Origin of the sequence: Marivivens sp. LCG002, assembly GCF_030264275.1 — a bacterium.
Lineage (GTDB): Bacteria > Pseudomonadota > Alphaproteobacteria > Rhodobacterales > Rhodobacteraceae > Marivivens.
Window position 1 is genome coordinate 1,639,124 of record NZ_CP127165.1, and the last position, 22,715, is coordinate 1,661,838.

The 22,715-nt window shown below is 59.2% G+C and carries 20 protein-coding genes; 9 read left to right on the plus strand and 11 right to left on the minus strand.

What is annotated here, in order from left to right:
• Nucleotides 1-84: 84 nt before the first annotated feature.
• From QQG91_RS08150 to aat, 8 genes are all read left to right on the plus strand, one after another.
• Nucleotides 85-1,116, plus strand: a complete 1,032-nt coding sequence (locus QQG91_RS08150) for a branched-chain amino acid ABC transporter permease (protein ID WP_285769729.1) — start codon at nt 85-87, stop codon at nt 1,114-1,116.
• A 3-nt stretch (nt 1,117-1,119) separates the two neighbouring features.
• A complete protein-coding gene (locus QQG91_RS08155; protein WP_285769730.1) occupies nt 1,120-2,313 on the plus strand; it encodes a branched-chain amino acid ABC transporter permease in 1,194 nt (397 codons plus the stop codon).
• Between the two features lie 11 nt (nt 2,314-2,324).
• On the plus strand, nt 2,325-3,083 hold the full coding sequence (locus QQG91_RS08160; protein WP_285769731.1) for an ABC transporter ATP-binding protein: 759 nt from the start codon (nt 2,325-2,327) through the stop codon (nt 3,081-3,083).
• Nucleotides 3,084-3,095: 12 nt separating this feature from the next.
• Nucleotides 3,096-3,842 (plus strand): ABC transporter ATP-binding protein, encoded by a 747-nt coding sequence (locus QQG91_RS08165; protein WP_285769732.1) that lies wholly within the window; start codon nt 3,096-3,098, stop codon nt 3,840-3,842.
• A gap of 72 nt (nt 3,843-3,914) precedes the next feature.
• A complete protein-coding gene (gene acs / locus QQG91_RS08170; RefSeq protein ID WP_285769733.1) occupies nt 3,915-5,867 on the plus strand; it encodes an acetate--CoA ligase in 1,953 nt (650 codons plus the stop codon).
• Between the two features lie 248 nt (nt 5,868-6,115).
• Complete coding sequence (gene accB, locus QQG91_RS08175; RefSeq protein WP_285769734.1) at nt 6,116-6,610, plus strand: acetyl-CoA carboxylase biotin carboxyl carrier protein; 495 nt, start codon at nt 6,116-6,118, stop codon at nt 6,608-6,610.
• 10 nt (nt 6,611-6,620) lie between these two features.
• The gene (gene accC, locus QQG91_RS08180; RefSeq protein WP_285769735.1) at nt 6,621-7,970 is read left to right on the plus strand and encodes an acetyl-CoA carboxylase biotin carboxylase subunit; all 1,350 of its coding nucleotides are present in this window, start codon (nt 6,621-6,623) and stop codon (nt 7,968-7,970) included.
• Nucleotides 7,971-8,063: 93 nt separating this feature from the next.
• The gene (aat, locus tag QQG91_RS08185; RefSeq protein ID WP_285769736.1) at nt 8,064-8,714 is read left to right on the plus strand and encodes a leucyl/phenylalanyl-tRNA--protein transferase; all 651 of its coding nucleotides are present in this window, start codon (nt 8,064-8,066) and stop codon (nt 8,712-8,714) included.
• Here the strand turns inward: aat and QQG91_RS08190 are convergent.
• The 11 genes from QQG91_RS08190 to QQG91_RS08240 all read right to left on the minus strand — a co-directional run bounded on the left by QQG91_RS08190 (nt 8,678) and on the right by QQG91_RS08240 (nt 21,817).
• Entirely contained in the window at nt 8,678-9,034 is a 357-nt protein-coding gene (locus QQG91_RS08190; RefSeq protein WP_285769737.1) for a DUF2155 domain-containing protein, read from the minus strand. The genes aat and QQG91_RS08190 overlap by 37 nt on opposite strands.
• A gap of 21 nt (nt 9,035-9,055) precedes the next feature.
• Nucleotides 9,056-9,439, minus strand: a complete 384-nt coding sequence (locus QQG91_RS08195) for an NADH:ubiquinone oxidoreductase subunit NDUFA12 (protein WP_285769738.1) — start codon at nt 9,437-9,439, stop codon at nt 9,056-9,058.
• 105 nt (nt 9,440-9,544) lie between these two features.
• On the minus strand, nt 9,545-9,901 hold the full coding sequence (locus tag QQG91_RS08200; protein WP_285769739.1) for a RidA family protein: 357 nt from the start codon (nt 9,899-9,901) through the stop codon (nt 9,545-9,547).
• Nucleotides 9,902-10,026: 125 nt separating this feature from the next.
• A complete protein-coding gene (gene clpX / locus QQG91_RS08205) occupies nt 10,027-11,292 on the minus strand; it encodes an ATP-dependent Clp protease ATP-binding subunit ClpX (protein ID WP_285769740.1) in 1,266 nt (421 codons plus the stop codon).
• A gap of 113 nt (nt 11,293-11,405) precedes the next feature.
• The gene (locus tag QQG91_RS08210) at nt 11,406-12,026 is read right to left on the minus strand and encodes an ATP-dependent Clp protease proteolytic subunit (RefSeq protein WP_285769741.1); all 621 of its coding nucleotides are present in this window, start codon (nt 12,024-12,026) and stop codon (nt 11,406-11,408) included.
• Between the two features lie 227 nt (nt 12,027-12,253).
• Nucleotides 12,254-13,423: an HlyD family type I secretion periplasmic adaptor subunit gene (locus QQG91_RS08215; protein ID WP_285769742.1), complete on the minus strand. Its 1,170-nt coding sequence runs from the start codon at nt 13,421-13,423 to the stop codon at nt 12,254-12,256.
• The gene (locus QQG91_RS08220; RefSeq protein ID WP_285769743.1) at nt 13,423-15,618 is read right to left on the minus strand and encodes an ATP-binding cassette domain-containing protein; all 2,196 of its coding nucleotides are present in this window, start codon (nt 15,616-15,618) and stop codon (nt 13,423-13,425) included. Before QQG91_RS08220 ends, QQG91_RS08215 begins: the two co-directional genes overlap by 1 nt.
• On the minus strand, nt 15,615-16,961 hold the full coding sequence (locus tag QQG91_RS08225; RefSeq protein ID WP_285769744.1) for a TolC family protein: 1,347 nt from the start codon (nt 16,959-16,961) through the stop codon (nt 15,615-15,617). The genes QQG91_RS08220 and QQG91_RS08225 overlap by 4 nt, the downstream gene beginning before the upstream one ends.
• A gap of 60 nt (nt 16,962-17,021) precedes the next feature.
• On the minus strand, nt 17,022-19,652 hold the full coding sequence (locus QQG91_RS08230) for a hypothetical protein (protein WP_285769745.1): 2,631 nt from the start codon (nt 19,650-19,652) through the stop codon (nt 17,022-17,024).
• A gap of 123 nt (nt 19,653-19,775) precedes the next feature.
• On the minus strand, nt 19,776-20,615 hold the full coding sequence (locus QQG91_RS08235; protein WP_285769746.1) for a YihY/virulence factor BrkB family protein: 840 nt from the start codon (nt 20,613-20,615) through the stop codon (nt 19,776-19,778).
• A complete protein-coding gene (locus QQG91_RS08240) occupies nt 20,615-21,817 on the minus strand; it encodes an ROK family transcriptional regulator (protein ID WP_285769747.1) in 1,203 nt (400 codons plus the stop codon). The genes QQG91_RS08235 and QQG91_RS08240 overlap by 1 nt, the downstream gene beginning before the upstream one ends.
• 226 nt (nt 21,818-22,043) lie before the next feature.
• Between QQG91_RS08240 and QQG91_RS08245 the strand changes: the two genes are divergently transcribed.
• Complete coding sequence (locus QQG91_RS08245; protein WP_285769748.1) at nt 22,044-22,685, plus strand: nucleoside/nucleotide kinase family protein; 642 nt, start codon at nt 22,044-22,046, stop codon at nt 22,683-22,685.
• Nucleotides 22,686-22,715: the final 30 nt, after the last annotated feature.

Sequence of the window (22,715 nt, forward strand, 5' to 3'; positions counted from 1 at the left end):
CTTACATCGTCGGCCGCATTCATCTGCGGCCGACCACCTCCTGCGCTGCGGGAGGTTTAGCCATTCCCAGAACAGGGCGGGACAATGGACGCTATCATTCTGCAAATTCTCAACGGCCTCGACAAAGGATCCGCTTACGCGTTGATCGCTCTTGGCCTCACTCTGATTTTCGGCACGCTCGGCGTGGTGAACTTTGCGCACGGCGCGTTGTTCATGATCGGTGCCTTTTGCGCCGTATCGCTCTCGCGTTTGCTGCAACTCAGCTACACCACCATCGATGAGACCCAAAAGGACTTCCTCGGCAAACCGCTGAAGGTTGAAACCGCATATGTCGAGAGCTGGTTCGGCCCCGAAATGGGCTCGGCCATCATCGATTGGGCAGTGCCACTGGCGATCTTCCTGACCATTCCGGTCATGTTGTTCGTCGGTTATGCGATGGAGCGCGGCCTCATCAAGCACTTCTACAAGCGTCCGCACGCCGACCAGATCCTCGTGACCTTCGGTCTTGCGATCGTGCTTCAGGAAGTCATCAAGTATTTCTTCGGCGCCAACCCGATCCCGACCCCTGCCCCTTCGGCCTATGTGGGCTCGCTCGATTTCGGCGTGATGCTGGGCTTTGATCCCAATGTGATCATCTATCCCTACTGGCGTCTTGTTTACTTCCTCTTCTCGCTCATCATCATCGGCGCCGTCTTCGCCTTCCTCCAGTTCACCACCTTCGGGATGGTTGTGCGTGCAGGTATGGCCGACCGCGAAACCGTGGGTCTTCTCGGCATCGACATCGACAAGCGCTTTACCCTCATGTTCGGCATCGCGGCTGCGGTCGCGGGTCTTGCGGGTGTGATGTATACGCCGATCCTGTCTCCGAACTATCACATGGGCATGGACTTCCTTGTGCTGTCCTTCGTGGTGGTGGTCGTCGGCGGTATGGGCTCGCTTCCGGGCGCAGTGCTTGCGGGCTTCTTGCTCGGCGTTCTGCAGTCCTTTGCCTCGATGAACGAAATCAAGGCGATCATCCCCGGCATCGACCAGATCATCATCTACCTCGTCGCCATCGTCATTCTACTTACCCGTCCGCGTGGCCTTATGGGTCGCAAGGGCGTGATGGAGGACTAATCCATGTTCGGTCTCGACAAAAAAGATACCAAATTCCTGTGGATCGTCATCGCTTTGACGATGCTCACACCGTTCCTCCTCAACCCCTTCCCGACCGATAGCGGCCTTGCCCAGTTCAACGCAGGCTATCCCGCGCTGATGCAGCGCTTTGCGATCTATGGTCTGATGGCCATCGGCTTCAACATCCTCTTTGGCCTCACGGGGTATCTGTCGTTCGGTCACGCCGCGTTCCTAGGTGTGGGGTCCTATGCTGCGGTCTGGATGTTCAAGCTTCTGAGCATGAACGTGATCCCCGCGATCATCCTTGCCACCGTCGTGGCGGGTCTCTTCGCTCTCGTCATCGGGTATATCTCTCTGCGCCGCTCGGGGATCTACTTCTCGATCCTGACGCTCGCCTTTGCCGAAATGTCCTATCGTCTGGCCTATTCGGTGTTCACTCCGATCACCAACGGCGAGACGGGTCTTCAAATCAAGCTTGACGATCCGCGCGTGCTCGACGGGGCTGCTATGAATGGCGCTCTCCCCGTTCCGGGTCTCTTCGGTCTCAAGATGAACTCGACCTACACCGTGGACCTCGGCGCGTGGAGCTTCGATCTCAACGCCGGCTACTACTTCTGTGCGGTGATTGCAGTTCTTGGCTTCTACATGTCGCTGCGCATCTTCCGCTCGCCTTTCGGCATGATGCTGCGTGCGGTCAAGTCGAACCAGAACCGCATGAACTACACCGGTCTCAACACCCGTCCCTACACCCTTGCCGCTTTTGTGATCTCGGGCATGTATGCAGGTCTTGCGGGTGGTCTTCTGGCTGCGATGGACCCTCTTGCAGGCGCCGAGCGTATGCAGTGGACCGCATCGGGCGAAGTCGTTCTGATGACCATCCTCGGCGGTGTCGGCACCCTCTTCGGTCCGATCATCGGCGCAGGCTTCATCAAATACTGCGAGAACATCTTCTCCAAGATCAACGAGAACATCCTTCACGATTGGTTCAGCTTCCTTCCCGATAGCCTTGAATCCGTTGTGGTTTGGTTCTTCGCCCGCTTTGTCGGCGAAGGCTGGCACCTCACCCTTGGCGTCTTGTTCATGCTCATCGTGATCTTCCTTCCCGGCGGTCTCGTCGAAGGGGGGCAGCGCATCGCAGCGTGGTATCGCAACCGTGGCAAGTCGGAAGACAAAGCCACCAAACAGCCCGCCGAATAAGGAGAACATCAATGGGAATCCTTGAAGTCAAAGGCGTCAACAAGCGCTTCGGCGGTCTGCAGGCCTTGGGTGACGTGAACCTCTCGATCAAAGAGAACACGGTGCACGCCATCATCGGGCCGAACGGGGCCGGCAAATCCACGCTTCTCAACTGTCTCGTGGGCAAGCTGATCCCCGACAGCGGCTCGGTCATGTTCGATGGCCAGTCGGTGCTGGGGCGCAAACCCCACGAGATCAACCAGATGGGCATCAGCCGCGTGTTCCAGACCCCTGAAATTTTCGGCGACCTTTCGGTCATCGAAAACGTGATGATCCCCTGCTTTGCCAAACGTGATGGCGCATTCCGCATGCATGCCTTCGAAACCGTGGCGCAGGAAAAGGACATCGTGGAACAGGCGGAAATGATGCTTGCCGATGTCAACATGCTCGACAAGCGCAACATGCACGCGGCCTCGATGTCGCGTGGTGACAAACGCCGTCTGGAAATGGCCATGTGCCTTGTCCAGAACCCCAAGCTGCTCCTCCTCGACGAGCCGACCGCAGGGATGGCGCGCGCCGATACCAACAACACGATCGACCTTCTCAAGGAGATCAAGGAAAAGCGCGATATCACCATGGCGATCATCGAACACGACATGCACGTCGTGTTCTCTCTGGCCGAGCGCATCACTGTGCTCGCTCAGGGAACACCGCTGGTTGAAGAAACGCCGGAAAACATCAAAGGCCATCCCAAGGTGCGCGAAGCGTATCTCGGCGAGGCTCAGGTCTAAGGGAAGCTGCAGATGAGCAAGTTTGATAGAAACGTGAACAACGCGGCAACCCACGCCAAATATCTCTCGGTTTGGGATATTCAGGCCTATTACGGCGAAAGCTACATCGTTCAGGGCGTCAGCTTCGACATCCACGAGGGCGAGATCCTCGCCCTTCTGGGCCGCAACGGTGCGGGCAAAACATCGACCCTACGCGCGCTTGCGCGTCTCGATGATCCCGCGCTCAAGCATGGCGAGATCTGGCTCGACCACCAACCGCTCCACCTGATGAAGTCGCATCAGGCAGCGGCGGCAGGGATCGCGCTCGTGCCTGAAGATCGCCGCATCATCCCCGGTCTGACCGTGGAAGAGAACCTCAAGCTCGCCCAGATCGCCCCGCCCATCGGCTGGTCGCTCGAGCGCATCTACGAGCTCTTCCCGCGCCTCAAGGAACGCCGCAGCCAAGAAGGCGTGACGCTTTCGGGCGGGGAACAGCAGATGCTCGCCATCGCCCGCGCCTTGGCCCGCGATATCAAGGTGCTTCTCCTTGACGAACCCTACGAAGGTCTCGCTCCCGTTATCGTGCAAGAAATTGCTAAGACGTTGGGCATCATCAGGGATCAGGGCATCACCACGATCATCGTCGAACAAAACGCGGTGGCGGCCTTGAAATTGGCAGACCGCGCTGTGATCCTTGATACGGGAACCGTCGTGTTCGATGGTGACGCCAAGGATGTGCTGGAAGACGAGGCCTTACGCGCCAAGTATCTCGCCATCTAAGCCAAGTTATCCGCCCTGCCCCCAAGGTCAGGGCGGACCCTTTAGTAAGTGACGGAAAGACAAGGGACAAAGATGACCGACAAGACCTACGCGCCGAGTGCGGCGTTTTCTGCTGGGGCGCATGCCGATAAGGCGAAGTATGAGGCGATGTATGCGGCTTCCGTGTCCGATCCCGAAGGGTTCTGGGGCGCCGAAGGCAAGCGTCTGGACTGGATCAAGCCCTATACCAAGGTCAAGAACACCACCTTCGAGCACGGCAAGGTCGACATCAAATGGTTCGAGGACGGCGTTCTGAACGTTGCCTACAACTGCATCGACCGCCATCTTGCGACCCGCGGCGAGCAGACGGCGATCATCTTCGAGCCCGACAACCCCGATGATCCCGCCCAATACATCACCTACAACGAGCTTTCGGACAAGGTGAACCGCTTTGCCAACGTTCTTCTGTCCCAAGGCGTGATGCGCGGCGACCGCGTGGTGATCTATCTTCCGATGATCCCCGAGGCCGCCTATGCCATGCTCGCCTGTGCCCGCATCGGCGCGATCCACTCGATCGTCTTTGCAGGCTTCTCTCCCGATGCTCTGGCCAACCGCATCAACGATTCCGAAGCCAAGGTCGTCATCACCGCCGACACCGCCCCGCGCGGCGGCCGCCGCACCGCGCTCAAGGCCAACACCGATGCCGCATTGCTGCATTGCTCGGACAAGGTGCGCTGCCTCGTGGTCAAGCACACAGGCGACCAGACCACCTGGATCGACGGCCGCGATGTCGACGTCAAGGCGCTGATGGAAACCGCCGCGCCCGACTGCCCGCCCCGTCCGATGAACGCCGAAGATCCGCTCTTCGTCCTTTACACCTCGGGCTCCACCGGCAAGCCCAAGGGCGTCGTCCATTCCTCGGGCGGCTATCTGCTGTATGCGGCGATGACCCATCAATACACCTTCGATTACCACGAGGGCGACATCTACTGGTGCACCGCCGATGTGGGCTGGGTCACCGGTCACTCCTATATCGTCTACGGCCCGCTCGCCAACGGCGGCACCTCGCTCATGTTCGAAGGCGTGCCCACCTATCCCGACGCAGGCCGCTTCTGGGCCGTCTGCGAAAAGCACAAGGTGAACCAGTTCTACACCGCCCCCACCGCGATCCGCTCGCTCATGGGTCAGGGCAAGGAATGGGTCGAGAAATACGATCTCTCCTCGATCAAGGTGCTCGGCACCGTCGGCGAGCCGATCAACCCCGAGGCCTGGAACTGGTATAACGATGTGGTCGGCAAGGGCCGCGCCCCCATCGTCGACACCTGGTGGCAGACCGAAACGGGCGGCCATATGCTCACCCCGCTTCCGGGCGCCACCGCGACCAAGCCGGGGTCGGCCACCCTGCCCTTCTTCGGCGTGCAGCCCGTGCTTCTCGACCCCGTCACGGGCAAGGAAATCACCGAGACCGCAGCCGAGGGCGTTCTGGCGATCAAGGACAGCTGGCCCGGCCAGATGCGCACCGTCTGGGGCGACCACGAGCGCTTCATGCAGACCTACTTCAGCGACTTCAAAGGCTATTACTTCACAGGTGACGGCTGCCGCCGCGATGCGGACGGCTATTACTGGATCACCGGCCGCGTCGATGACGTGATCAACGTCTCGGGCCACCGCATGGGCACCGCCGAGGTTGAAAGCGCCCTCGTCGCCCACGCCAAGGTCGCCGAAGCCGCCGTCGTGGGCTTCCCCCATGACATCAAGGGTCAGGGCATCTACGCCTATGTCACCTTGATGAACGGCGAAGACCCTTCGGACGCGCTGCGCGCCGAGCTTGAAAAATGGGTCCGCACCGAGATCGGCCCCATCGCCAAGCCCGACTTCATCCAATGGGCCCCGGGCCTGCCCAAAACCCGCTCCGGCAAAATCATGCGCCGCATCCTGCGCAAAATCGCCGAGAACGACACAGGCAGCCTCGGCGACACATCAACACTCGCCGACCCGTCCGTCGTAGACGAGTTGATCGCCAACTCGCTCCACGCCAAGGGCTAGGCGCCAATTCGGCCCCCTTTCAAAGGGGGCCAAGACAGCGCAAAGGCCCGCTTCGGCGGGCCTTTTCCTTTGGATCACGCCGCCAACCCGCCACCCACCGCGCAAGAATCTTGCTCGACCAAGCGTGATTTTGCGTGCACGCAATGCTTTTCACCCAGATATTGTTCGCGTATAAGCGCGGACACATCTGTCCTGGATTGGCTCCACAAATGGGCAGCAAAGCGTAACAGGCAATGGCCGAGGAACACATGAGCAACAAAAATCACGACAATGATGTAAGCTTTATCAAGGCGTTGGCCGAGCTTCTGCGTGAAAACGATCTGACCGAGCTTCAGGTCAAGCGTGAGTATGGCGACAACGACAGCCTCAACGTCCGCGTAAGCCGTCAGACACAGGTCGTCACCCAAGTTTCCATGCCCGCAGCCGCAGCACCGGTTGCAGCCGCCCCTGCCGCAGCCTCGGCTGCACCCGCTGCTGCAGCGGCTTCGAACGATGATCCCGCCTCGCATCCCGGCGCTGTGACCTCGCCGATGGTCGGCACCGCCTATCTCGCCTCCGAGCCCGGCGCTGCACCTTTCATCAAGGTCGGTGACAAAGTGGCCCAAGGTGACACGGTTCTCATCATCGAAGCCATGAAGACCATGAACCAGATCCCTGCCCCCAAAGCTGGCACGGTCAAGCGCATTCTGGTCGACGACGGCGCGCCGGTCGAGTTCGGCGCTCCCCTTTTGATCATCGAATAAGGGCATGCCCATGTTCGATAAAATCCTCATTGCGAACCGCGGCGAGATCGCGCTCCGCGTGGTCCGTGCCTGCCGCGAAATGGGCATCAAATCGGTAGCGGTCCATTCGACTGCCGATGCCGATGCGATGCATGTGCGCATGGCCGACGAGTCCGTCTGTATCGGCCCGCCCTCCTCGAGCGCCAGCTACCTGAGCTTTCCGGCCATCATTTCGGCCTGTGAAATTTCGGGCGCCCAAGCGATCCACCCCGGTTATGGTTTTCTCTCCGAGAACGCGAGCTTTGTTCAGATCGTCGAGGATCACGGCCTGACCTTTATCGGCCCCTCGGCCGAGCACATCCGCCAGATGGGCGACAAGATCACCGCCAAAGACACCGCCAAAGCACTCGGTATCCCCGTTGTGCCCGGCTCTGACGGTGGCGTTCCCGACCTTGAAACCGCCAAGAAAGTCGCCGCCGAGATGGGCTATCCCGTCATCATCAAGGCGACCGCTGGTGGCGGTGGACGCGGCATGAAGGTTGCGCTTTCCGAAAAGGAAATCGAAACCGCCTTCCGCACCGCCCGTTCAGAGGCCAAGGCCGCTTTCGGCAATGACGAGGTTTATATGGAGAAATACCTCCAGAAGCCGCGTCACATCGAAATTCAGGTCTTCGGCGACGGTCAGGGCAACGGCGTTCACCTTGGCGAGCGGGATTGCTCGCTCCAGCGCCGTCACCAGAAAGTGTTCGAAGAGGCCCCCGGCCCCTGCATCACCGAAGAAGAGCGCGCCCGCATCGGCAAGATCTGCGCCGACGCCATCGGCAAGATGGGGTATTCGGGCGCAGGCACGATCGAATTCCTCTACGAGGACGGCGAGTTCTATTTCATTGAAATGAACACCCGCCTTCAGGTGGAACATCCCGTAACCGAAGGTATCTTTGGCGTCGATCTCGTGCGCGAGCAAATCCGCGTGGCCTCTGGCCTGCCGCTCTCGTTCACCCAAGACGATCTCAAGATCAACGGTCATGCCATCGAGGTCCGTATCAACGCCGAGCGCCTGCCGAACTTCTCACCCTGCCCGGGCAAGATCACCCAGTATCACGCCCCCGGCGGTCTGGGCGTTCGGATGGATTCGGCACTTTATGACGGCTATTCGATCCCACCCTATTACGACAGCCTCATCGGCAAGCTGATCGTGCATGGCCGCGACCGTCCCGAAGCGCTTGCCCGTCTGAGCCGTGCTTTGGGCGAATTGATCGTTGATGGCGTAGACACCACCGTGCCGCTCTTCCATGCGCTCTTGCAGGAAGAAGACATTCACACGGGGAACTACAACATCCACTGGCTGGAAAAGTGGCTCGCGACGAACCTTCAGGGCTAAGGCCCCACCAAACAAAGAAACGCCCGCGAAAATCTCGCGGGCGTTTTTCGTTCCGGCCCTTCCATGATCGCGCGGCTTCACTATGTTGGGCCTATGAAAGACGCTCCGAGTTTGACGCCTGAATTGCTTTTGCACGCCTATTCAGTGGGCGTCTTTCCCATGGCCGAAACGCGCCATGATACCGAAGTCTTTTGGGTCGAGCCGCGCATGCGCGGGATCTTCGAAATGGACGGTTTCCACATCTCGCGTTCGCTTGCCAAACACATGCGCCAAGAGCCGTTCCAGATCAGCTTTGACGCCGCCTTTCGTGAGGTGATGATCGGATGCGCGGATCGCTCGGAAACATGGATCAGCCAGACCATACTTGATCTTTATACCGAGCTGTTCGAACTCGGCTTCGGTCATTCCATCGAGATTTGGGAGCAAGGCGAACTTGTCGGCGGGGTCTACGGCCTCGCAATCGGAGGCGCGTTTTTCGGCGAAAGCATGTTTTCCAAGCGCACCAATGCTTCCAAGATCGCTTTGGCCTATTTGATAGATCGTCTGCGGATCGGGGGCTTTGCGCTCTTTGATACGCAGTTCATCACGCCGCATCTCGCCTCGCTCGGCGCTATCGAAATTCCCAAGGCCACCTATAAAAAACGCCTCAAAGCCGCATTAGAGCTCGAGGCGGATTTTCATGCTGCGGGGGATCGGGTCCCGACCCCTTATGACGTGATACAGCGCAGCATCCAGACGTCGTAGCGCGGATGGTCCATCGCGTTGAGCGCGGGCGCCGAAGCAATCATCCAGCCATTGAAAACGGGCTGGCGCTCGTCGCGATAGTGGATGACCAATTCGCCGAAAGCGTCGCTCAGCGGGTTATCGGTGGGATAGCGGCATTCATTGAGCTGAACGGTCAGATGGCCAACGGTGCCTGTGGCCCCTTCTGACAGCTCTAGATCGGTCGTAATCGCCGTGACCTTGTCGAGCACGCGGACAATACCGCCAGAGGCCGAAGTGACCTCCTGAGCGGCAACGGTCGTCGCCGCAAGTGAAAGTGCCAGAGTGAGAGACCGGAGCATCAACACGGCAAACAGCAGCCCTTACTCAGGCTGCCATGCCTCGTAGTCGGCGCGCGGTGCAGGCTCGGGACGACGGATCGAGCCGACGGGCGCATAGGCCTGAGCGGTGCCGGTCAGGTTTTCCTGATGCGGCTTTTCCCACGACTTATGGGCGAGTGGCTTTTCAGTCGGAGCCTGATCCCAAGTGCGGTGAAGCCAGCCGTGCCAATCGGGATTGATCCGCGAGGCTTCGATTTCGCCGTTGAAGATCACCCAACGCTTGGAGTCGTCCTTGGTGCGGTAATAGATGTTACCCTGATCGTCCTCACCCACTTTGACGCCTTTGCGCCAAGTGAAGAGTTGAGTGCCAAACGTCTGACCATGCCACCAGGTCAATGCGCGAACAACGGTGTTCAGAATGCCCATAAATCAGCTCCCTTGCTTGTCTCTCTCTTGCCCTACCTTGCGGCAGAGGTCCAGAGCTACGTGCAGCTTGCGGCGCATTTTGGCGCGCCGCAGCCGAAGTTTACCTTAGAGAAGCGCGGTGACTTCGATTTCGATACGGTATTTCGGATCGATCAGGTTGCATTCCACCATGGTTGCAACGGGCGGGTTCGCGCCGAAGGTTTCGCGCAGGGTCGGCCAGCAGGGTTCGAACTCGGCCGCATCGGGAAGATAATAGGTCACGCGCACGGTCTTGGAAATGTCGCTGCCTGCTTCTTTGAGAGCGTTGGAGATCGTGGTGAGAGCGGCTTTGCACTGCTCTACGACGTCGTCGCCCTGCCCTACGGTGCCGGCTACATGAACAAAACCACCCGCAACGATCGCACGGCAATAGGCGATCTTTTCTTCAAAGGGGCTACCGGTGAAAACACGCTTCATAGTCATGGAAAATATCCTCGGATTGGAGTCTGTGCTCCGTTACGACCAAAGCAATTCCTGCGCAAGATGGATCAACGCATGCGGACCTTGGGCAACGAAAAAGGCCGCCTCGGAGGGCGGCCTTTGGTATCTTAGCTGGCGCTGGCTTTTTCGCCTTTGGGCGCGTCGGCATAGATCATGAGAGGTTTGGCATCGGGGCCGACCGCCTCTTCGTTTACGACAACCTCGGTCACATTCTCCATGCCCGGAAGCTCGAACATGGTGTCGAGAAGAATATCTTCCATAATCGAGCGAAGACCGCGTGCACCCGTCTTGCGTTCGATGGCGCGCTTGGCAATGGCTTTGAGCGCATCGTCGGTAAAGTTGAGCTCGGTGCCTTCAATCTCGAACAGACGCTGGTATTGCTTGACCAGCGCGTTCTTGGGCTGGGTCAGGATGGTGATCAGCGCATCTTCATCAAGGTCGGTCAGCGTGGCGATCACGGGCAAACGGCCCACGAATTCGGGGATCAGACCGAACTTGAGAAGATCCTCGGGTTCCAGATCCTTGAAGATCTGACCGACGGTGCGCTCGTCGTTGGAACGCACATCGGCACCAAAGCCCATGCCCGAGCCTTTGCCGCGCTGCGCAATGATCTTGTCCAGACCTGCGAAAGCACCGCCGCAAATGAACAGGATGTTCGTGGTGTCGACCTGAAGGAATTCCTGCTGCGGATGCTTGCGCCCGCCCTGCGGCGGAACCGAAGCAACCGTTCCTTCCATGATCTTGAGAAGCGCCTGCTGAACGCCCTCGCCCGAAACGTCACGGGTTATCGAGGGATTGTCCGACTTGCGGGTGATCTTGTCGACTTCGTCAATGTAGACGATCCCGCGCTGCGCTTTCTCGACGTTGTATTCGGACGCCTGAAGCAGCTTGAGAATGATGTTCTCGACGTCCTCGCCCACATACCCCGCTTCGGTCAAAGTGGTCGCATCGGCCATGGTAAAGGGCACATCGAGGATACGCGCCAAGGTCTGGGCAAGAAGCGTCTTGCCACAGCCAGTAGGCCCGATCAGGAGGATGTTGGACTTTGCCAGCTCGATATCCGACTTGGACGAGTGGTGCAGACGCTTGTAGTGGTTGTGCACCGCAACGGCGAGCACGCGCTTGGCATGTTCCTGACCGATCACATAGTCGTCGAGAACCTGACAGATGTCGCGGGGCGTCGGAACGCCCTCTTTCGTCTTGAGGCTGGAGGACTTGGTCTCTTCGCGGATGATATCCATGCAAAGCTCGACACATTCGTCGCAGATAAAGACGGTCGGTCCAGCAATGAGTTTGCGCACTTCGTGCTGGCTCTTGCCGCAGAAGCTGCAATAGAGGGTGTTCTTGCTGTCACCGGATGTCGAATTCGCCATTATATACCCCTTGGCGGCTGGCCTTTGGTCGGTTTGCGGGCTGTGCCTTTCAGTTAGACTAGGACAGCCCGCCTAGGTCCACAACGCCAAAACGTAAGCGCTGTGTCGGTTCGTTACTCGGCAGCGTCGGGACGACGTGCGAGAATCTCGTCGATATGGCCCCATGCCTTTGCCTCTTCGGGCGACATGAAGTTATCGCGCTCGAGCGCACGTTCGACTTCTTCATAGGATTGGCCGGTGTGGTGCACATAAAGCTTGTAAAGCTGCTCACGGATCTTCTGGGTTTCGCGGGCGTGGATCATGATGTCCGTCGCCTGACCCTGATATCCGCCAGAGGGCTGGTGCACCATGATGCGGCTATTGGGGAGTGCAAAGCGCATACCCGCCTCGCCTGCCATCGAAAGCACAGAGCCCATCGACGCAGCCTGACCGAGCACAAGGGTCGAGACCTTGGGACGGATATACTGCATCGTGTCATAGATCGACAGACCGGCCGTCACAACGCCGCCGGGGCTGTTGATATACATGCTGATCTCTTTTTTCGGGTTCTCGGCTTCGAGATGGAGAAGCTGGGCCACGATGAGCTGGCTCATACCGTCATGGATCGGACCGTTCACAAAGACGATGCGTTCCTTGAGGAGGCGCGAGAAAATGTCATACGCACGTTCGCCGCGTGCGGTCTGCTCGACCACCATCGGAACGAGGTTGTTATAGGTTTCGATCGGATCTCTCATCTGGTCTGCCTCGATTGGGGACGCGAGCGTCTGTCATTCAAATGTTCCTAAAGGATTCTTAGTGGTGAGCTTAGGGGGGTTCAAGGGCAGTTGGACGTATCTGCGCCGAATTGGTGATTTAGCGGACATCTGGTCGTTGGTCTCTTGAACGGCAAATTGCCCGCAAACTGCAGGCAAAAGCGTTAATATGTCGCAAAGATCGCCTCAATTGGCCGAATTCACCGCTTTTATGGCTCTCGCAGCGCCTCGCGCGAGCGATAGAGCGGTTTGGTCAAATATTGCAGCACGGTCTTCTGACCTGTGTGCAATTCGACCGAGGCCTGCATACCGGGACGGATTTCGATCGAGCGCTGGCGGTCGGTGAGGTTCTCCATATCGACGCGCACCGTGACGCGGTAATGGGGATCGCCGTCTGCCTTGCGATCGTCCTTGAACGTATCGGCGGAAATGAAATCGACGGTGCCGATCAAGGACCCATAGATCGTGTAGTCATAGGCCGAGAGTTTGATCGTGGCCGCCTGCCCGCGCACCACATTGGCGATGTTCTCGGGTTTGACGCGCGCTTCGACAAACAGCTCGTCATCAAGCGGGATGATCTGGAAAATCTCTTCGCCGGGACGCACGACGCCCCCGATGGTCGTGACCGAGAGATTATTGACCACGCCGCGCATGGGCGAGGTGATCACCGTGCGGTTCAGCTGGTCCTGAGCGAGCCTGTATTCCTGCTTGAGAGAGGCAAGCTCGGCCAAAGTCTCGGAATATTCGCTTGCACGTTCGAGCTCTGCACCCGTCACAATCTCGTTGTAGCGGTTGGTGGCGTCCGAATGGGCCTTGCGCGCTTCGGTCAGCTCGAACATCGAGACGATCTCGCGTTTGTAGAGGTCTTCCATCGAGTCAAGCTCGCGCTCGGTTTCGCGCATCACCGTCATCGCGCCGTTGAGCTTGCTGTTGTAGTCGGCCTGACGCGCCATCAGGAGCGAGCGCTCGGAGGCTACGATCTCGGGGCTGTGTTGTTCGATGTCGGCGCGGATTTCAAAGACCGCTTCACCCGCCATTTCCGCTTCGAGCCGCACGCGGCGCACTTCGGCGGCGATGATACGGTCACCGAGGTCTTCGGCAGATGTCGCGAATTGGGTGCCGCGGAGACGGGCAAGGATTTGGCCCTTTTCGACAACATCCCCTTCGCTCACGAGCATTTCGGACAGAATGCCGCCTTCAAGGTTCTGGATGATCTGGGGACGGGCCGAGGAAATCACCTCGCCGTTTGCCCGCACCATTTCGTCGATCCAGGCGAATTTAGCCCAGATGATAAAGATGATCACGGCAGCGCCGATCAGCTTGATGATCAGGCTCGATCCTTTGACTTCATCCTCGAGTTCGTAATCCACCGTCGCCATCAGCCGTTCGCCTTTTTGTTCTTGAGATGGGCAAGGACTTCATCGCGCGGGCCGTCGACTGCCAAACGCCCGTTTTGCAAGATGATCGTGCGCGAGGTCAGCTGGAGGATCGGGACGCGGTGCGTCGCGATGATCGCCGTGCGCCCTTGGAGCCAATGGCTCAGGCGGGACACAAGGGTCGCCTCGAGCGTCTGGTCAAGCGCGGCGGTCGGCTCGTCCAAGAGACAAACAGACGGGTTCTGGAGCCAAAGCCGCGCCCAGCCGATCGACTGGCGCTGGCCGATGGAAAGCCCTGCCCCCGCATCCGAAATCGGAAGATCGAGGCCCTTGGGGTGGCTGCGCACAAACGGACCGAGACCTGCGAAATCGAGCGCTTCATAAAGACGGTTGTCGTCTCGTTCGAGCAGCGTGAGATTGAGATTGTCCCGCAAAGTGCCGGCGAAAAGGCGCACTTCCTGGCTCAGGTATCCGATCCCGCGGCGCAGATCGCGCGGCATGACTTGTGTCATATCGACACCGTCGATCATCACGCGGCCAGAAGTCGGTTGGTAAATCCCCGAAAGGATCTTGAGCAGCGTGGACTTACCCGACCCGTTCGCTCCGAGGATCGCGATGCTCTGCCCCGGCTCAATGGCAAGACGGTTGATGTCGACCACGCGGTCGCCTTCGGGGTCGTATTTATAGACCAGATCACGAAGCTCGAAATGGCCTTCGATGGTTTCGCGGCGCAGATAGGTGCGCTCGTCCACCATGTCTTGCGGCGCATCCGCGATTTTATCGAGCGCGTCGAGCGCGGCTTTCACGTTGGACCAACGCGCCATTGTCGCGGCAAGCTGCGTGAGCGGCCCAAGGGTGCGCGAGGTAAGGATACCGACGGCAATGATGGACCCCACCGTAAAATCGCCCGCGAACACCATAAAGGTGCCGACGACAACCGCCGAAACATAGGTCGCCTGCTGAACGCCTTGGCTCCAGAAGGTAAGAACCGAGGCCAGCTTGCGCTGCTCGGAGGTCGCCAGCGAAGACAGCGAGGAAAGTTCGCCCCAAAGACGGCGGAACCGCTCTTCGCCGCGATGCGCCTTTATCGTGTCGGCCTCGTAAATCACTTCGTGCAGGAGCCGCGAGGATTTTGCATTCGCGCCTTGGGTCTGCTGTGTGAGCTTGATCATCTTGCGCTGCATCACGAACGACGGTGCAACCATGAGGAACCCGCCCACGAAGAGCACCCAAACGATGTTCTGGCCGATCGAGGCCACAAGCGCGAGAAAGAGCACGATAAACGGCAGGTCGGTCAATGTGCCGATGGTCGAGGCGGTAAAGAATTCACGGATCGAGCCGAATTCGCGCACGGCAGCAAAAACGGTCGAAGGCGACTGCCCCTGAAGGCCAGAGCGCATTCCAAGGATCTTGTCGATCAGAAGCTTCTGCACTCGAAGTTCGATCTGCCGCCCTGCTCCGTCCATGAGGCGCGCACGCGCAATGCGGAGGAATGCTTCGAGGAGCATCGCAAGGCCTGCACCGATGGCAAGCACCCAGAGCGTGGCAACGGATTGGTGCGGGATCACGCGGTCATACACCTGAAGCGAGAAGAGAGCGACGCCGACAGCCAGAAGGTTGGCGACGAACGAACCCAAGGCCACTTCGAGAATGTGACGGCGGAATTTGAGAACCTCGCCCCAGAACCAATGCGGCGCTTTGCCCTTGGCAGCGTGGCGGCGGGTCAGCTCGCTCACTTCGACATCCGCACGAACGATCTGGCCCGTGAAATAGGGTTTGAATTCCTTGAGCGGCACTTCGGCGCGGTTGTCGGTCTGGGTCGTGTCGTAAAGGAACACCGCATCGCGCGTTTGCTCGAGCACCAGAACGATTTGGCCCGATGTCATCTCGGCCAAGGCGGGCCAAAGCCGCTTGGTCGGACCCGAAACCGTTTGCACCGAGGACACAAGACCGGAGCCCGCAAGCGCCTTGGCCAAGGCACCGGGGGTCACATTGCCGTTGGTCAGCATGCTCAGCTTTTCAACGAGATCGGAGCGCAGAACCTCGACACCCAAGAGCCCCGCATAGGTCGAGGCGATATCGGCGCGACGTTCGATCAGCGTCGGCTCGCGCGGTGCCTTCGGCGGCGTTGCGGGCTGGGCCGCTGGTTTCGCCCCGCGTGCCGCATTGATGTCAAAGGAGACAACAGGTGCGCTCATATACGGCCTCCATCGACCAACGTCCCGAGAAGCGCAGCCCGCTCTATCTGAAGACGCGCAAGCTCGTAAACGAGATTAACCGCCTCTCGCTCGGCGCGGACCTTGGTTTCAAACACACTCACCACTTCGGGAACGGAACGCTGCCCTGCCGCAAGCTGATCGGCAAAGAGGTCATAATTGCGGGCAGCTTGCGCGGCGATTTCCTTGGCCTCGCCCGCCTGACGCAGGATCGAGGAGATCTGACCATCGAGCGATGCGATCCGGCGATTGGCGGCTTCGCGGTCCTGAGCGACCTTGGCTGTCGCGGCCTCGGCCTTGGCATCGAGCGCGGCCAAGGACGCGCCCGTTCCGAAACCGATCCCCTGCGAGCTGCTCCCGACGCCGACATCGTTACCGCGATTGGTCACCGAAGCTGTGAGGTTCACCCCCGGAAGGATACCGCCACGCTGCGCCTTAGCATTGGCGACGGAACGCGCCGCCTCGGCCTCTGCGCGTAACACGGACAGCGGCACCGCATTGGCGGCCGATGCGGTCACGGCCGAAAGCCCCGTGATCCCCGACGTGGGAACCGCAGACATCGCATCAAGCTCGGCGCGGGCGGTGCGTGCAGCCTCGCGGTCGGCGGCAAGATCGCTGTCCATCTGGTTGCGCTTTTGTTGAACGAGCAAGAGATCGGCGCGGTTGCTCACCCCGCCGCGCACGCGTTCGTTCATCACATATTCGAAGTGCTCCATTTTCGAGATGGAAGCAGCATTCACTTCGGCGCGGGCGCGGGCAGCCTCGGCCTTGAGATAGAGTTCGAGCGCTTGGCGCACGCGTTCGTTGCTGTCCTCGGCCAGAGCGACGGCGGCGACCTGAACGTCGGCGCGGGCAAGATCACGCTCGGCCGCTTTACGGCTATTGTCGAAGAGCGATTGCTCTACCACGAGGCCAGCCACCGCGCCCCCGAGCGAGGAAAGCGAGATGTTCGGCCCGATCCGCGGAAGCCAGTTTTTCTGTTCCGCCTCCGAGCGCAGACGCGCCGCACGCAATTCCGCTTCGGCGGTGCGCGAGTTGGCATCAAGAACCGAGGCCGCAATATCGGCGAGCGGCCCCGAAGAAAGAACGGATTTGCGGTTCAAGAGATCATTGAACACAGGCGCGTCGGCATCAAGCGCTTGCGCTGCAACAAGCGCGTTTTCATCTTGAAGCGAAGCCTGAGGCGCGGCGCCCAAAGAGCTGAAACCAAATGCATTTTGCCCGTCAATGCGGGACGGGCTTCCGCCCAGCGAGACGCAAGCAGACAACAGAACACAGCTCGCGAAGGCGACGCTAGTGTTGAGGTGTTTGCTTTGACGTCTCACCTATTGCTCCGAAACGATGGCACTTTTTGGTTGGCGCCGAGGATCGGCGCAAACCATACTTTAGAACGTGACGCGGATATCTTCGTCGATGATCAGAACGCCGTCGTCGCCGACAGTGTAGATGTCATAGTTCTCGTTATCGATCTGCGTCGTGCCTGTCTTGGTCGCATCAACAAGAGTGACCTCGTCATCGACGTCGCCGTGGACGACGATCTTGCCGATGTTGCCTGCAAGACGGTCGATGTCGGCCTCATCCAGAGTCAGTTCGCTGCCCGTGGCATACTGAAGGTCGATCGCGCTGATCTCGAACTGGTCAAGACCGCTGTCGTCGATATCGACAAGATCGCTGTCTGCTTGGTCAAAGACCATAAGCGTTGCGTTCATGTTGCCCGCGTCATCCTGCGTAGTGACGACGAGTTGGCGACCATCGGGGATCATTTCGTCAAGCTGGAGCTGAACGGTATCAAAGCGTGCATCGACAGCCGTGACACCAAGCTGGTCCACACCGCCCTGCCCGTCGAGTTCATAAACGCGGATCGCGGTATCGTTGTCGGGAATACCGATGTCGCCAAGCTCGCCCTGATAGAAGTTCGCGCTGACGATATAGGGGGCGTCGGGCGCCACTGTATCGACGTCGAAGAACTGCTGCGAGGTGCGCACGTTATTATAGGCATCGACCGCCCGAATATCGAGCTGCGCGGTATAATCCCCAGAGGCAAAGGTGCCGTTCGGGAACCGCAGCGACCAGTTGCCGTTCGGGCTTACGGTCGCTTCATATTCGGTGCCGAGATACTTGACGAAAACGCGCGACCCCGGCTCGACGGTGCCTGTGACGGTGACGCCGTTTGCGAGCTCGTTTGCGTTGACGGTATCGTCGGCGGTCACGCTTTCAGCCCCTGTAAGACGGTTCACAAAGGTATCGACATAGACCGAAGAATTGAGCGTTTCGACGTTGCCGTTCGGATCGGTCGCAATCGCGGTGATGGCATGGGTGCCCTCGCCCGTCGGAATTTCGCTCTGTGCCCAAGAGGCCGTCCAGTTGCCGTTGCCGTCCGCCATGACGGTGCGGGTGTGGCCGTTGAAGGTAATGACGACAGTGGAGTTCGGCTCCACGCTTCCCGTAAGGGTCATGCCACCCGAAAGCTCGCCGCCCGAAATCACACCATCCCCTGCGACAGGCGCAGCCTGGAAGGCATAGTTGTCGACGGCAGTATCCACCACAAAGGTGCCGCTCGCGGTCGCAGTATTCCCCGCAGCATCGCGGGCAACGGCGGAAACCGTTCCGTTATAGCTCCCTGTCGGGATCTCGGCAGAGGTGAAATGCGAAGACCAAACACCCGAGCCATTCGCGGTGACCGTATGGGTCACACCGCCAAAGGACACGTCGACGGTGGCAAAGGCTTGCGCCGTGCCGCCGACATTGAAGCCTTGCTGCCATTCATCGTGGTTAAGGACGCCATTGCCGCCGATCCCGCTCGTGCTCACGGTGACAAAGGTTGTCGTATCGACATGAATAACCGAAGAAGCCTCGGCCGTGTTGCCGTAAGCATCTGTGGAGTGAACAGAAACCGCCAGATCGTATTCGCCGCTTTGCACAGCCGTAGCAGGCAGATGCAGCGTCCAGGTCGAGCCGCTGACATTGGCTTCATACGCAATACCGCCAACCGTCACCATGACCGTCGAACCCGCCTCGGCAGCACCGCTCAGGGTAAGACCGCCGCCTGCCTCTACAGCATTCACGATCCCGTCGGCACCGCCCGTTTGACCCGTGATCGACACGCTGGTTTGCGTATCGACAACAAGCGTGTCGGTGGTGATGATCGTCTCGCCATTAAGGGTCGAAGTGACTTTGACTTCGGTTTCATAGGTGCCCGACTGGACATCGCTCGGATCAAAGACAACCGACCACTTCCCGTCGCCGCCGACGGTGGTGGTTTCGGTTTTGCCACCGACCGTGACTTCGATGGTCGCACCGGACGTGCCGGTGCCGGAAATCGTGACGCCATCCGAATAATCGGTGCCGTTTACAACGTGGTTCTGGGACTCGGTGCCTTGGGTGATCTTGACGGTCTGGTTGGAGCCGGTTGCCTCGCCGCCCCCGCCGCCGCCCGTGGTGGTGGTCGAACCGCCGCCCGTGACCTTGTCGACGACAACCGCGCCACCGACGACCGCCGCACCGGTGGCCAGCGCGCCTGCGCCGACACCCGCGCCAAGCCCCGCAATACCGCCCAGAATGGGAGCCGCGAACATGCCCGCTTCTACGTCATTACCGGTGCTGACCACTTCCTGATAGCCGGCAAGCTGGACCTCGGGCTCTCCCACGAAGAAGAGCGCGTCATCGGGGCTCCATTTGCCAAACGGGTCCTGCGGCACGTAATCGGCATAAAGCACACCGTTATCGAGCGCGACGAGATCGGCGCGCACCATCTCGCCATTGGACGAGAGGAAAAGCTCGTTCTCCGAGGCCCCATTGGGCGAGAAGAACCCCTCGACCACGACGATCCGACCATCGATCAGAACAACCTCGAGCGCCTGCCCCTGTCGACCATAGGACAAGACCATACTCGGATCGAGATTAAGGGAAACATCATCGCCGGAACCGACAATAACAGAAGATCCAACCTGTCCACTCACCGCGCCACGCTGGATATTGCCCGCAAGATCGCGAACAACGAATTCAATCGCTGACATACCACTACTCCGCCTCATGCCGGCCGACCGTTCTTTGCGGTTCTAGCCTGTAATTGCTTCCTTTTTAGACAAAGGGTGGGCAGATTTCTAGCATTTTTTAATCCGAACGGGCAATTATGTAGACTAAAGGTTAGTTCGCAACAAATCCTCGCCGCGCCCCGCTAGATATAGCACGTTATTGATTGCGGCACCCAAAATGATGAAAAACGCCGACACATAGAGCCAGAGCATGAGTGCTATAAAGGCACCAATCGAGCCATAAACCTGGTTATAATTGCCGAAATTGGCGATGTAATAGGACAGTCCATAGGACGAGATGAACCAGCAGGTCATCGCGACAAACGCTCCGATCGTGATGAACGGGGGACGTTTGGAGCGGCGCAAATTCGGCCCGAAATGATAAAAAAGGCTCACAGCCGTAAAGATCACGAAAAGCGCCGCCGCCCATCTCAGACCCGCCAAAAGCCACGCCCATTCGCGAACTGCGGGCACATAGGCAAGGATCACAGGAGCGATCACCACGCTAAAAAGCGAGACGACCCCGACCGCCAGCAAGGCAACCGTCATGCCGAGTGCGATGGCGAGCTGACCGAAGACCGACCGCTTGGGCGCGTCGTAAATCGCATTGACCCCCACCAGGAGGGCCGAAACCCCCGAGCGGGAAGCCCAAAGCGCAAGGAGCACCGAAAGAGCCGTCGCCCATCCAAGCGCCGAACGTCCCGTCCCCAGCAGCCGATCAAGCTGAGCTTCGAAGAGGAGATAGACATCTTCGGGGATCAGCCCTTGAAGGAGGACAAGCTGCGCCTTCACCGCCGTCGGGTCCGCGACCAGGCCGAAGACCGCGATAAAGGCCGCGGCGGCGGGAAAGATCGAAAACACGCCCCAAAAGGCGACAGAGGCGGCAATCAGGTCGAAATCGCTTCTGTTGAAGACACGCCAGACATTTCTTGCAGTGTTCAGCATCAGACCGATGTCATTCCCCCGTGGGTGTTGATCAGGTAATGTGCAAAAACCGGTGCCGATGCGGCTCCCAAGGCCCGCGCGTTGCGCCCCATCACGCCTGCTTCGATCTTGGGCCGAACGAGCCCGCGCATATCGAGCGTCGGCAGGAGCGCGTCAACTTTGTCGACAAGGCGATTGCGCACATCGACGGGGAAAGCCCCATCGATCAGCACCGCTTCGAAATCGATGACGGCGCAGACGGTAAGCGCCGCTCGCGCAAGATGGAGCGCGGCTTGGTCGACCCAGCGATCCACGTTCTCGCTGAACTCGGACCAGTCCTGCGGCGTATTCCAGATCCGCAAGGGATCAATCCCACTCGTCGCGAGGTCGCTTTCAAGCAAATAGAGCGAGGCCGCATCGATGAGCTGCGCCCCCCCGCTCTTTGCGGCGAAAACGGGCAGCGATCCGAAAGCCCCTGCGTTCCCGTGCGTTCCTTCAAAGACCGAATGGTTGAGCACAACACCGCCGCCGACAAAGGCACCGATGTAAAAGTAGGCAAAGTCGCAATATTCGCGGCCGCGACCATAGATATTCTCGGCGCGGCACGCAGCGGTGGCGTCATTCTCGGCAAAAACGGGAAGACCCGAAAAGGCGGAAATCTCGGCTTCGAAATCAAAGGTGCGCCAGATCTGGAGATCGGCTTCGGGCGCTCCGATTGTCTCATACCAGTTCCAAATTTCGAACGGCTTGGCCACGCCGATACCCGAAATCCGCGCTGCTTGGTCCTCGGTCATCTCGCCACGAAAAGCATCAAGGCCATTGCGCACGAATTCCAGAAGCGTGTTGGGCATCGGATAGCGATAGGTGATCTGGAGCTGCTGTCTGACCGTTCCGATCAAATCGACCAGAACAAGATCCGCCGAGCGCCTGCCGATCTTGAGCCCTACGGAATAAACGCCGTCGGGATCGATTTCCATCGGGATCGAAGGTTTACCGACCTTGCCGCGCTGGGGATCGCCGCGCTTGAGAAGACCGTCCGCCTCTAGCCCGCGCAAGATCACAGAGACCGTTTGCGACGAAATACCGAGAAAGCGGGCAATCTCGACCCCGGGCATCGCACCGAAGCGCTGGATCACGGACAGAACAAGGCGTTCGTTATAATCGCGCAGCCCACTTTGGTTGGAGCCCCGAAAAACGCCAGTGTCCGTAGTTTTCGTGTCCACGCCCTCACCAATCATATCGGCTCATTTCCTTGTTTCTGTTGTCTTTCGCCCCTGCGGTGGCGACACCTTTGGATATACCATCTTTGTGACACAAGGCCCAATCGCAATGCATCGTGCATGAATTGCGATCGCCATGCATCGAAAAAAAGAGTTCACGGAGGAAAAAACTGCCTTATAAGCCGTTGGACAGGCTCCTGTTAGCGCAAACGATTCCGACAAGGTGCAGATGATCAATTTAACGGCTCAGGTGAATGACCTCATCGAAAGGATCGATGAGCTTCGTGCAACGCGTGCGCGTGTGGTGGTGGCGATATGCGGTGCGCCCGCAAGTGGAAAATCGACACTGACCGCCGAACTGGTGCGCCGCCTTCACCTCAACAAGGTCAAAGCCTTTCCTCTTCCGATGGACGGGTTCCATCTCGACAACGCGATGATTTCCGAGATGGGCCTTTTGGCCCGCAAAGGTGCGCCCGAGACCTTTGACGCCCCAGGATATATCGAGCTCGTCCGCCGTGTGCGCGAAGGCAAGCTCGTCTATGCGCCCAAGTTCGACCGTGATCGCGACCTCTCGATCGCGGGAGCCATTGCCGTTCCGCAAGATGCCGAAGTGATCATCGCGGAAGGCAATTACCTTATGTTCGACGAAGACCCATGGCGCGAGCTTGCAGGTCTTTGGGATCTTACGGTGCGCTGGGATGTGCCCCTGCCCGAGTTGCGTGCGCGGCTTATCCAGCGCTGGCTCGACCACAACCTCTCGCGGACGGCCGCCGTGCGCCGCGCCGAAGGCAACGACATCCCCAATGCCCAGCGCATTCTGGAGGCTGCTTTGCCTTGTGACATCACTCTGGATGGAACGCCCCGCCCCTAGAACACTCAATTCGCTTGTGAAGGCGGAATC